Annotated in this window: 13 protein-coding genes; 1 reads left to right on the top strand and 12 read right to left on the bottom strand. The window is 46.3% G+C overall.

The genetic code is table 11. The features are described from left to right. Window positions 1-357: 357 nt before the first annotated feature. A complete protein-coding gene (locus AC58VC_RS37610) occupies window positions 358-1227 on the bottom strand; it encodes a nucleotidyltransferase-like protein (protein ID WP_497376580.1) in 870 nt (289 codons plus the stop codon). A gap of 123 nt (window positions 1228-1350) precedes the next feature. On the opposite strand from AC58VC_RS37610, the gene AC58VC_RS37605 reads away from it, so the two are divergent. Continuing rightward, entirely contained in the window at window positions 1351-1755 is a 405-nt protein-coding gene (locus AC58VC_RS37605; protein ID WP_497376579.1) for a YgzB family protein, read from the top strand. A 53-nt stretch (window positions 1756-1808) separates the two neighbouring features. On the opposite strand, the gene AC58VC_RS37600 is transcribed toward AC58VC_RS37605, so the two are convergent. From AC58VC_RS37600 to AC58VC_RS37550, 11 genes are all read right to left on the bottom strand, one after another. Further along, window positions 1809-3521: a glycosyl hydrolase family 18 protein gene (locus AC58VC_RS37600; RefSeq protein ID WP_497376578.1), complete on the bottom strand. Its 1713-nt coding sequence runs from the start codon at window positions 3519-3521 to the stop codon at window positions 1809-1811. Between the two features lie 125 nt (window positions 3522-3646). Beyond that, complete coding sequence (perR, locus tag AC58VC_RS37595) at window positions 3647-4081, bottom strand: peroxide-responsive transcriptional repressor PerR (protein WP_497376577.1); 435 nt, start codon at window positions 4079-4081, stop codon at window positions 3647-3649. Between the two features lie 99 nt (window positions 4082-4180). After that, entirely contained in the window at window positions 4181-4765 is a 585-nt protein-coding gene (locus AC58VC_RS37590) for a hypothetical protein (protein WP_497376575.1), read from the bottom strand. A gap of 23 nt (window positions 4766-4788) precedes the next feature. Then, entirely contained in the window at window positions 4789-5097 is a 309-nt protein-coding gene (locus AC58VC_RS37585; RefSeq protein WP_497376574.1) for an anti-sigma factor, read from the bottom strand. Then, complete coding sequence (locus tag AC58VC_RS37580) at window positions 5048-5650, bottom strand: RNA polymerase sigma factor (RefSeq protein ID WP_497376572.1); 603 nt, start codon at window positions 5648-5650, stop codon at window positions 5048-5050. The genes AC58VC_RS37585 and AC58VC_RS37580 overlap by 50 nt, the downstream gene beginning before the upstream one ends. A 62-nt stretch (window positions 5651-5712) precedes the next feature. Then, on the bottom strand, window positions 5713-6420 hold the full coding sequence (locus AC58VC_RS37575; RefSeq protein WP_497376571.1) for an MgtC/SapB family protein: 708 nt from the start codon (window positions 6418-6420) through the stop codon (window positions 5713-5715). Window positions 6421-6435: 15 nt separating this feature from the next. Beyond that, complete coding sequence (locus AC58VC_RS37570) at window positions 6436-6924, bottom strand: GNAT family N-acetyltransferase (protein ID WP_497376570.1); 489 nt, start codon at window positions 6922-6924, stop codon at window positions 6436-6438. 58 nt (window positions 6925-6982) lie between these two features. Beyond that, window positions 6983-8434: an Asp-tRNA(Asn)/Glu-tRNA(Gln) amidotransferase subunit GatB gene (gene gatB, locus AC58VC_RS37565; protein WP_497376583.1), complete on the bottom strand. Its 1452-nt coding sequence runs from the start codon at window positions 8432-8434 to the stop codon at window positions 6983-6985. A 33-nt stretch (window positions 8435-8467) separates the two neighbouring features. Next, window positions 8468-9925 carry an Asp-tRNA(Asn)/Glu-tRNA(Gln) amidotransferase subunit GatA gene (gatA, locus tag AC58VC_RS37560; RefSeq protein ID WP_497376568.1) on the bottom strand — a complete coding sequence of 486 codons (1458 nt, stop codon included), beginning with the start codon at window positions 9923-9925 and terminating at the stop codon, window positions 8468-8470. Between the two features lie 35 nt (window positions 9926-9960). After that, entirely contained in the window at window positions 9961-10248 is a 288-nt protein-coding gene (gene gatC, locus AC58VC_RS37555) for an Asp-tRNA(Asn)/Glu-tRNA(Gln) amidotransferase subunit GatC (RefSeq protein WP_145669695.1), read from the bottom strand. A gap of 157 nt (window positions 10249-10405) precedes the next feature. Then, complete coding sequence (locus tag AC58VC_RS37550; protein WP_497376567.1) at window positions 10406-11695, bottom strand: TolC family protein; 1290 nt, start codon at window positions 11693-11695, stop codon at window positions 10406-10408. Between the last annotated feature and the right edge of the window lie 11 nt (window positions 11696-11706).

Genomic DNA, 11706 nt, shown 5'->3' with positions numbered 1-11706 from the left:
AAGCTTAATAGCTCATTGACTTGCTAGCGAGATTAAAATAATCTCTATTTTTGAACGATTTCTCGTTCGTGCTTACTCACTCGTTGTTCAGTTTTCAAAGATCAATTTCTTCATATTTCTTCGTCATCCGTTTAGCGGCGACTTTTATAATATATCACATTTGGGCCAATCAATGCAAGCTTTTTTTATTTTTCTTTTTTCTTGCTTCGCTTACATCGTTGTACTACTTTTGCTTTTCGTGTGAGCCGTTTTTAGCGGCGAGAGTTAATTTATCATAGATTCGTAATTAAAGTCAAGCAATAAATTAAAAATAAAAAAAGAACCAGATTATCATCTGATTCCCATTGGATTTTGCCGTTATACGCTCGTATACCGCAGCTCGATCTCTGAGGTTTCTTCATCGATGAGAACAGCCACTTCTTTGATCAAACCTTTTTTGACGAGCTTATTCAGCAATAAAGGAAGTTCTGTTTTAATTTCAACTAATTGACCATGCTGTTGAAGTTCATCAGAACTAAGCGCTTTATCGTTTTCTCTGAGGATTTGGATAAACGCCTCGCAGCATCTTTCCATTTTGGACATAACCGAAAACTCACAGGCAAGCAAAACGAGCTGAACTCGTTGCTTCAATGTCTCTTTGCTCATGGTCAATTCCTCATAAAGCTTATACACACCAGGATTTATTGCGCGAATCTGCCTCCACACCGTAATTTCCGGGTGATAGCCATCCTCAATGATGACAATACGAGCCCAGTGATGCAGGGCTTCTAGAATATTATTGTAAGCATCAAGCAAGTGCTCATCTAGGATATATTCTTTGCTTTGAAGATATTTACGCAGAAAAAGAGAGAACTCAACAAGAAGTTTATGCTCACGCAAATCAGCAGGAAACTCAAGTATACGATGGCGCAGTCCTTCTAAATACGTATTCTGATCCAGAAGTATCTCCCCTTTTAGCAGCCAGTGAAGGATATTTCGGTTGTGACCTTGACGTATCCATTGTTCAATGGAGGAGGGATCTACCCACCTTTCTTGTATCCTAGAATCGTCTCTTATATAATTAGTGGTATGATTGTTCAGGCTCAGGTCGTTCGTTACGATAAGCAGAAGTATATCAAAGCCATCTGTAAGTGAGGGAAGTTGCTTAGGATTATCAACCGCCATGACACTAATGATCCGACTGTCATTTCGGAACTTAAGCAAAAACTGCTCTTTATCAATTCCCATGGGTGTCCAAAGCTCCTGTCTCCAATTGTTTATATCTTATTTCTACAATGCAAGAGGAGTTTCCTGCTGTATTCTGTGACAAATCATACAAAACTGATAGCTAATTTATGGGGGGAACAACGCGTGCGTTTCAGATCAAGTAAGGTTAATGAATTCCGCTTGTGGGGTCTTGCGCTAACAATGGGCGGCATGCTGCTTATGATCATAGGATTAGCGGGGGTCGTTTTTGACTGGGGAAAAGTAGGACGAATTGTTGCTGTTATCTTCATGATTATCGGGATGGTCTCCATGCTGGTCAGTATGGGTATCTACTTCTGGGCTGGTATGCTATCCACGTCAGCGATTGCGCTTGACTGTCCGGAGTGCGGAAGAAGAACTAAAATGCTAGGAAAAACAGATCGCTGCATGTTCTGCAAAACGATTCTCACGGTTGATCCTCAGTATCAGCCTACAGCCGAGAATGAAACTGCTGCAGCACAAGCAATCCCGCTAGAGCCGAACAGAGATCATGAGCATAAGCCTCATTGATGCTCATTAATAGCAAAAAGCCGATCCCTTAAGGCTTAAGGGATCGGCTTTTTTTATGGCGTTGCTGGAATCAAGCCATCTTGGATTACTTTCCACATCGGTGACTGCTCGAAACCTCTTCTCCATGTGGCCACTCCAGCTAGATCATACTTCTTGACGAGATCAAGCCGTGCCTTCATCGAGGTTTCATCCTCCAACCAGATGCGAATGAGCTTCTCGCCATCTTTGTACTCTACATAATTTTGGCCAGTATCCGGTAAATACGTTGGGGTTAGCTTTTTATCTTTAATAATGGCTGCGGCAGCTTCCATGGTTAACGTTTTGGAAGTGGTCGTAAATTTGCCATTTTTCGTCTCTTCCGTCCATTGACGTGTATAAAATGGCACTCCTAAGACCAGCTTAGAAGGTGGAACCTTATCCGCATTGAGTATCTGCTTTACGGAACTTTCCGTCCATGGCAAGGAGGACACGGAACCAGATTTGGGACTGGTGGCCCAGTACTCGTCATAGGCCATCACCATCATATAATCAACCACCTCGGCAAGTGCTGGCCGGTCATAAAACATCGACCACATCTCATTGGTTGATTTGGGCGTTACATCAATGGACACCGCTAAGCCTTGTTCATGCATAAAAGGAGTCAATTCACGGACAAATTGGGTGAGATTTTCTTTATCTTTGAGATATACATTTTCAAAATCAATGTTGAAGCCTTGCAGTTTATACGTTTGCGCAAAACCAAGCAGCTGCTTGATGATTTTCATACGGCTATCATAGGTCGATAGTGCTTTATTCGTCACGTCAGGATCAAAACCGTTGCTGAACAGCGCCCAAACCTGATAATTTCGGGTTTGCGCCCATTTAACATAAGCCGCATCGGCTAAGTTCTTCAAGCGCCCTTCTCCGTCAGACAACGAGAACCAAGTAGGACTAACTACTTGCAGGCCAGTCATATCGCTTATCTTTGTTGTATCGGGATTTTTGCTAATGACATGTTCCCATGTCAGGTTGAGCTTACCAGCAGGCGGCTTCCAAGGTACATAGGACGAAGTATCTTCCTGAACGGGAATGGTTTCATCATGATCTATCTGAATGTCCGTTTTGCGTACATACCCAATCGGTCCACTCGTCTGCTGAACCCGATACCATTCTTCCTCTTCCCCTAGCAGTATGACCTGCTCGCCTCCAGCGATGCTTGATACAATAGGTGCTTTAATCGAGGCAAAAGTACGCAGCTGCGTAGCTTCCGGGTCCGTATGCTTCGCCCATTTGAGGACCTCTCCTTTTTTAAATAAAAGAACGGCGCCTGTCTGATCAGACTCTCTGATTTCAAAAGGGTACAGTTGACGCAGAGGCTCTATCGGCACATAGATGTCGCTCCCTTTCTTCTCAACAGGAAAAGACAAGGTGATCGGTTTCTCGTTCATCAATGCTGAAAGCTCCGTCGTTTTCAAACGAAGCACTTTATCTTTGGTCGTGATGATCACGGAATCGCTGCTTTTTTCATATAGGATAGAAGGGTCGATCCATTCCTGAATAAGCTCCAAAGGAAGCTTCAGTCCCTCTTTTTCACCAATCGCGCTTGACTTATAATAATTCCCTTGATAAAAGACCGGCTTACTTAATTCGTGGTATTCGGTTTCGACTTTCGTATGATTAGGGGCGTACTGCTGCCATAGAAATGAAGCCGCACCTGCGGCAAACATCCCGATAATGAGCGAACTGACCAATAGGATTTTCTTTGACGATTTTCTGCGCTGCTGCAAGATTTCACTTCCTTATATGCGATATAAAAAGAAAAAAAACGCTCTCTTACCTCCCAACTTACAAGAAGGTACGATCACGTTTCATTATACAACATAGGAACAGGTTATGAGGAATTCTGCGAAAGTCAATGCTTGGTAACCCCTGTGCAATCCGAACAGACGCCATAAACCTCTAACCGGTAGCCGCCAACCTGAAAGCCTGTTTGCCCGGCAGCAGTTGTCTCAATATCATGAAGAGGCGGGTATTCGAAGTCCGCTATCTTGCCGCACACTTCGCAAACCGCATGGTAATGGTCTGTCATATCCGCATCAAAGCGACTCGAGCTATCTCCATAAGTTAGTTCCCGAACGAGACCCGATTCAATAAAAACTTTAAGATTATTGTAAACAGTCGCTACGCTCATGTTAGGAAATTTGGATTCTAGGGACTTATAAATATCATCTGCTGTCGGATGCGTCATGGAGTCCAGCAAATAGGATAAAATCGCATGACGCTGAGGCGTCATTCGAACACCCGTTGTTTTCAATTTAGCTAATGCTTGTTCTAATTGTGCTGCCATGTTACACACCACCCGCTGTTAGTCAATAAAACCTTACATTATATTGTACGTGTGGTCATTCCCTTTTGTCAATCATGGTTATGCGGATTAGCCTGCGGGTCAGTGCTTATTTTTACGAGAATCGATGATATACAGAGCTAACCCCCCGAGAACAAGAGCCATTGAGCCTAGATAGGAGCCCATGAAATCGAAAAGTCCCGTAACCCAAGCCGGCTTATTACTGAGAAGAAAAAAGAGTACACCGGCAACGACGAGCAGTACACCCATGTTGGTGCCTTTGATCAGCTTCTGTAAAGGATCTTGAAACTCGTGGTCATAGGATCCTGCAAACTCGCCAAGTTCATTGCGCCGGTTCACATAATCCGTAATCTGAAGTGCATCAAAGAGATTGTAGAAATAAATCACAGGAATAAACAAGGCAAAAAGGGTGACAGCAGGCACGCTTGTATCATTTTGAGAGGTTAACGATGTAATGATAAAGATATCAAGGATCAGCAGCAGCATAAGGAATATGCCGCGCTGCATGAGACCTAAGTAGAAATGTCCCGTCCCTGGGACAATGAAAGATAACACCCCTGCAACCCATTTGCGCTTCCTAGGAATAGGATAATAAGGCGCATAGTTTGGATAGGAGGAGTCTGCTGAATAGGGGGGGATATGTGAGCTGTCTTTGGGTATAGCCATGTGAAAAGCCTCCGTTCTTCTGGTCATAATAACTCAGATAAATGTTGGATATACGTTGTGATTTGAATAATGCCCACATCAATGTTCATGATCTTATGAATGACTCCGAGCTGGAACAATAGAACGGTTGCTGCAGTCGCAACGAGTCCATTGACCCAAGCCTTTCTCCGGTATGCGTGCCAATTGTTTGGCGGCACAGAAATCTCATCAGCTTGGACAGCGCGCATGATACGATCCGTCAGCAAGGGGCTTGGTTCGTTAAGCGGCAGCTCATCTAACAGCTTATTTAGGTACTGCGTGAGCCGGATGTCTTCTTGTTGATTGGGATTCATGCGGGTTCACCTCCAACCATTTCTCTTTGAGCATCGCTTTTCCCCGGTATAATCTAGTTTCGAGTGTCTTCACAGGCAACCCGGTTGCCTCGGACATCTCTTGATAAGACAGCTGCTTATAATGATACAGATACATAACGAGTCTGTATTTGTCAGGAAGCTCAGACAATAATCCTTGCATCTGCTCTTGTTCGTCCTTGAGCAGAGCCCTTTCTTCCGGCTGCTCTTTGCTGTCCGAGAACCAGCCCTTCATTTTATCAAGCAGCGCTTCATAGGGCTTGCGTTTCTGTGAACGCCGATAATCGGTTACCAAATTCGTCGTCATGCGATAAAGCCAAGTCGTGAACTTCGCCTCCCCGCGAAAATGGGATAAAGATCGAAACAGTTTGACGAATACGTCCTGGGTCAAATCTTCGGCAGTTTCCTTATGTCCTACCATGCGGTATACAAGTGTGTAAATATAACTTTTGTGTCGCTCTACCAGCACACGATAAGCATCGGAATGACCTTGACGGACCCGGTCGATCAGCTGCTCATCCGTCAAATTGTCCATGCCTTGCTTCCCCCTTTGCACCCTCGTCTTATAACTTAGACGCCCTCCGCGGGAGAACCCCTTCAACTTTTCCCTTTTTCCATAGTCACACCGCTTACTCCATCAATTTGATTGATTCCTTCAAGCACGGAGACGATGATCGACGGCTTAGGAATCGTGACATGAAACGTAATTTGAACATGGTTCGGCTTGTCCTCATTCTCTTGTTCTTCCAATGTAATTTTGCGAATATCGACTTTCTGTTTACCTAAAAGGGTCGTAATCACACCCAGTGTACCTGGCTGATCAACGGCCTGAATTTTGAGAATGCGAATTTTTTTCCCGTTAAAAAATTTCTGCTCCACTTTGTTCAGAATCCACAAGGATATGAGGACCATAAAGCAAGCCAAGACGGCTGGATAATAAAACCCCGCTCCGACAGCAAGCCCAATCCCAGCCACCACCCAGAGGGAGGCCGCCGTCGTAAGTCCTGTAATGGACCTTCCGTTAAAAATAATCGTTCCAGCACCTAAGAACCCGATGCCACTGATGACTTGCGCTGCTAACCGCGACGGATCTAAGCGAACGTTCACTTCGTTCACAAATGCGCTAAATCCATACATAGAGAGCAGCATGACAAGAGCTGAGCCTACACAAACCAAAATATGTGTGCGAAGCCCTGCTGCATGAGAGCTAACCTCCCGCTCTAATCCGATTAAGCCGCCCAGAAATAACGCCAATACTAACCGTATGGTGATATGAACTTGATCAATAACCCATGGATTGCTCAAGATGTTCTCGCCTCCTTATTTTACCGGATGACTGCCTGGCCGCTCAAAGGTGGTTAATGACACCCCCGGAGGAACTGTGAATACCCGCTTAACGGTAAAACAAAAACTTTGATAAAGCTGGATGGCTGGCAAGTTTGCCGTACCCGTAGATACAATAAAAAGATGTACACCATTATTCTCTTGTTTTTGTAGTATATGTTCCAAAAGCGCTCTAGCAATACCGCGCCGAAAAAAATTAGGATGAACCATCATCCGGCAGATCGTGACGACACAACCTTCACGGGAGTAGGAAATCGCGCCAACCAACTTACGTTCGTTTTCTTCCTGCACGTAATAGCCATAGAACGTCTCCTCAGCCTCACGTATAGACTGAATGCCATCCTTAAGAGGAGGGATGTCTTCAAAGCCAATCAGATCAGCTTCAACGCGATAGGAAGCGATTTGAAGCGCCAGCAGGTGCAGGATTTCCTCATTGGTGTGTAATGAAAGCGATTGTATAGACATGCGGAAGCCTCCTTCAATGAAAAAAAGTGGTGTCCATAAGGATCACCACTTTACTGTATCATTTGCTGTTCAGGCACTCCAGAATTAATTTATTAACCAGCCCTGGATTTGCTTTGCCTTTGGTTTCTTTCATAACTTGACCGACCAAGAAGCCAACGGCTTTCTCTTTACCTGCTTTGAAGTCGGCAACCGATTGCGGACTATTGTCAACAACCTGTTGGACAACAGCTTTAATCGCGCCTTCGTCGCTGATCTGAACGAGTCCTTGTTCTTCCACGATCTTCTGTGGCTCTCTCCCGGATTCGATCATTTCTTTAAAGACGGTTTTAGCGATTTTGTTAGAAATCGTACCTTTTTCGATCAGTCCGATCATTTCGCCGAGACCTTTGCCTGTCACTTTGACATCAGCAAGCTCAAGATTATTCGCATTCAAATACCCCAGAAGATCGCCCATAATCCAGTTCGAAACCGCTTTGGCATCCTGCGTATAGTTAAGGCTCTCTTCAAAGAAGTTAGCCATCTTCATGGAAGATGTGATGACTTCCGCATCGTAGTTCGGCAAGCCAAACTGGCTGCTGTATCTAGCTTTGCGGGCATCCGGCAGCTCAGGGATCGTAGCTTTGACGGAAGCTTTCCAAGCATCATCGATATAGAGGCTAACGAGATCCGGATCCGGGAAGTAACGGTAGTCGTGCGCATCTTCTTTGCCGCGCATCGAGAGTGTTTTGCCTTGTCCATCATCCCAGCGGCGCGTTTCCTGCTCGACTACACCGCCGCTGCGGAGAATATCCGCTTGACGATACTCCTCGTACTCCAGTCCTTTCAGGACACCACGGAACGAGTTCATGTTCTTCAGCTCAGCTCTCGTGCCGAACTTCTCTTGGCCGAATGGACGCAAAGAGATGTTCGCATCACAGCGCATCGAGCCTTCCTCCATTTTCACATCGGACACGTCGCAGTAGATCATGATTGCTCTAAGCTTCTCGAGGTAAGCGCGAGCTTCCTCCGGCGAACGCAGATCAGGCTCGGACACGATCTCGATGAGCGGCGTTCCAGCACGGTTTAAGTCAACAAGTGAGGCATAGCCGCCATCCACGTGTGTTAGCTTGCCCGCATCTTCCTCCAAATGCACACGTGTCACGCCAATGCGTTTGGTTTCGCCATTCACTTCGATATCTACCCAACCGTTCAAACCGATCGGCTGATCATACTGAGAAGTTTGATAAGCATCCGGTGAATCCGGGTAAAAGTAGTTTTTACGGTCAAATTTGCTGTGCGTGGAAATTGTGCAGTTCAGCGCCATTGCAGCTTTCATCGCATATTCCACCGCTTGACGGTTCAGTACGGGCAATACGCCCGGGTGTCCTAAACAAACGGGACATGTATTCGTATTCGGAGGTGCACCAAATGAGGTTGCACAACCGCAAAATATTTTGGATGCGGTATGAAGCTCTACGTGAACCTCAAGACCGACGACCGTTTCAAATTGGGTATCTGTTGCCGACAAAATAAATGCCTCCTTCGTTACTCATGAACTATGAACCTACAACTGCGGGCGCTGCTTGTGGTGATCTGTATGCTGCTCAAAAGCGTGGGCTACACGCAGTAGGGTAGCTTCATCCAGCGCTTTGCCGATGACTTGCAGGCCAACCGGAAGTTCATTCACGAATCCGCAAGGTACGCTAATCGCAGGAATACCCGCCAAGCTGACCGGAATGGTCATGATATCGTTCAGATACATCGTGAGCGGGTCGTTGCTTTGCTCGCCAATTTTGAAAGCAGGCGTCGGCGCCGTTGGCCCGATGATGATATCGAATTTCTCAAACACTTGATCAAAATCTTGCTTGATCAACGTGCGGACTTGTTGTGCTTTCAAATAGTAAGCATCATAGTAGCCTGAACTTAATGCATAAGTTCCAAGCATGATCCGGCGTTTGACCTCAGGGCCAAAGCCCTCGCTGCGGGAGAGATGATACAAATCAAGCAGATTGTTGGCGTTGTCTGAACGGACGCCGTAACGAATCCCGTCAAAACGTGCCAGGTTCGAAGAGGCTTCGGATGAAGCAAGCAGATAGTAAGTTGCAACCGCGTATTCGGAATGCGGCAGGGATACTTCTTCCCATACTGCGCCTAAGCCTTCGAGCACTTTAAGAGCTTCGAGGACTTTCTCTTTCACCGCAGGGTCGATTCCCTTGCCCATGTATTCCTTCGGTACGCCGATGCGCAGACCCTTAACATCTCCAGTCAATGCGCTGAGATAATCAGGGATGTCCACTTTCGCAGAAGTGGAATCCTTCGCATCATAGCCAGCGATAGCTTGCAGCAGATACGCGGAGTCTTCTACGTTCTTCGTGAGCGGCCCGATTTGGTCGAGCGAAGACGCGAACGCGACAAGACCATATCGGGACACAAGGCCGTACGTCGGCTTCAGCCCGACGATACCGCAATAAGCAGCCGGCTGGCGAATCGAGCCGCCGGTGTCGGAGCCCAGCGAGAAATACACTTCGCCTGCAGCCACCGCAGCAGCAGAACCCCCGCTGGAGCCCCCTGGCACATAATCCGTGTTCCACGGATTGTGGGTCGGATGGAAGGCGGAGTTCTCGTTGGAGCCGCCCATCGCGAACTCATCCATGTTCAGCTTGCCGATGGTGACCATTTGCGCCTCTTTCAGCTTGCTGACAACGGTCGCATCATAGATCGGATTGTAATTCGATAAGAACTTACTAGCACACGTCGTTCTCAGACCTTCGGTAACCATGTTATCTTTGATCCCAATGGGAAGACCGAATAAATCGCCATGCGTATGACCGCTCGCCAGCTGCTCGTCCAATCTGGCCGCAGCTTGTCTTGCGTTCTCTTCATCTAATGTAAGGAAAGCGCGAACCTTGCTTTCCACTTGCCCAATTCTTGTATAGGATTGATCCACGAGATCGGCAACAGTAATCTCTTTGCCTTGTAGCTTCGCGTGAATTTGTTGTAGGTTTAGATCAAACAAAGACAACGACAGGCACTCCCTTTCATATGGTTCTCTATTCTCTATTCTAAAACAGCTGGAACTTTGAACTGCCCGTCTTCCTGTTCGGGAGCGTTCGCCATAACTTTCTCAATCGGCAGCGACGGCGTAACGACGTCTTCCCGCATCACATTCACTAGCGGCATAGCATGGCTCGTTGGAGCTATTCCTTCGGTATTCAACCCGTTCAACTGCTCCGCATATTTTAAAATGGCATTAAGCTGTCCGGTAAATAGTTCTTTCTCATTCTCGCTTAGATCGAGTCTAGCCAACTTCGCGACATGATCGACATCTTTTCTAGTAATGCTCAAGTTCTCTACACCCCTTTGAATCAGCATTTAGTCATTCTTTTCATTATATCCCAGATAATTTGTGAACTCAATCCAGAAAAAACCACAGCCCCTTGCAGCAAAGGTTCTAAGGAGCCTCTGCGGATAAGGAGCTGCGGTTAAGGGTAAGAGATAAATTTTATTGGATGAATCCTGTGTCCATAGCTTTTGCTTTTTCTTTTAACACATAATACTTCAGCTTGGCTGCTGCCAGTGTTGTGTCACTTTGATCTACTTTTATCTGAAACTTGTTCAAATCATGCTTGGAGATGGCGCCTACCTCATAGCGAAACTTCATTTTTTGAAAATCCGCTTGAATGTCGGTTAAATTCCGCTGTTCGGTAATTACGGCTGCATACGCATTTTTGGCATCATTGTAGGTGATTTGAATTTTCTTGGTCAGTTCGAGCTGCATTTGCTCGTTTTTCTGCCCATTGACCGCTACATTGACACCCAAGTATGTGTCCCCATACGTATTCTGAGTAACGGTGTGTTCTGTTTCCCATACAGCCTCATCCAAGTTATTCCCCGATGTTTTCATTTGATAAGAGCCTTTCAATAAAGTCGCCGTGTCTGTCTCTACAACAGGCTCAATTGAAATAGAATTGATATCTTGCAGGACTAAGTTAGGATCATAAGAAATTCCAATGTCCGTTGAAAGCTGTACAAGACCCAGACGATAATTGTTCAGTAAAATGGCAGTATCGTCCTTCTGTTTGTTAATGGCTTTCTGCGCCGTCAGCACATCCTCCGAGGAGGCCAAGCCTTGCTGTGAGAGAAGCGTTGCGCGGAGCAATTCTTTTTCCATCACACCTTCATATTCATTCATGAATGTGAGCTGTTTCTTCTGGCCTAGCAGCTGCACGTACTGCGCGATGGTCTGCAAGCGAATACCGGCCTTGGCTTCATCGGTTTGGAGCAGCGAGTTGCGCTGATCGGTTCCTAACTGATGCGCCGCCGTGTTCATTTGCGCACGCTGGGAGGAAATGATTGCGTTCATGCCTCCAGCGAGGGCGCCCATGCCCTGCATGATCTGGTTCATAGCGTTATTTTGCATCACAGTCCAGGCAATATCGGTCGGTTCTGTGAGATTCGGCAGCTGCGGATTTCCCGTGTTCGTAACCTCCGCAGGTGTGCTTGGCAAATGACCAGGCGCAAAAGCAGCCGAGCCCATGTTATCCATTTGCTGCTCGAGGTCGGACTTTTTGCTGCCTTGGGCGGCATATTTTAACGCTAGCATGGAGAGGTTATGGGAATCTTTCAGCGCTTTATCCAGCACATAGTCCAAATTAACGGAGGATACGGTCTCCAGAACGTCCTCATTCACGTAAACATTTTGATCGGGATCCAGAGCCGAATCCGCGTAAACATAGGCTGAGCTGGAAAGGAGTAACAGAGCTGTAGAGAGACTTATGAGCGTTTTTTTCAACAAAATCGCTT

This window comes from Paenibacillus sp. J22R67, from assembly GCF_059692175.1.
Note: the sequence above shows the minus strand (reverse complement) of the source record. Positions and strands in the feature narration are given on the sequence as shown.

Excerpts from the sequence above, each read along its gene's own strand:
- AC58VC_RS37610 (WP_497376580.1), bottom strand. The coding sequence starts at position 1,227 with ATGGGAATTGATAAAGAGCAGTTTTTGCTTAAGTTCCGAAATGACAGT.
- perR (WP_497376577.1), bottom strand. The coding sequence starts at position 4,081 with ATGGCAGCACAATTAGAACAAGCATTAGCTAAATTGAAAACAACGGGT.
- AC58VC_RS37590 (WP_497376575.1), bottom strand. The coding sequence starts at position 4,765 with ATGGCTATACCCAAAGACAGCTCACATATCCCCCCCTATTCAGCAGAC.
- AC58VC_RS37585 (WP_497376574.1), bottom strand. The coding sequence starts at position 5,097 with ATGAATCCCAATCAACAAGAAGACATCCGGCTCACGCAGTACCTAAAT.
- AC58VC_RS37580 (WP_497376572.1), bottom strand. The coding sequence starts at position 5,650 with ATGGACAATTTGACGGATGAGCAGCTGATCGACCGGGTCCGTCAAGGT.
- AC58VC_RS37570 (WP_497376570.1), bottom strand. The coding sequence starts at position 6,924 with ATGTCTATACAATCGCTTTCATTACACACCAATGAGGAAATCCTGCAC.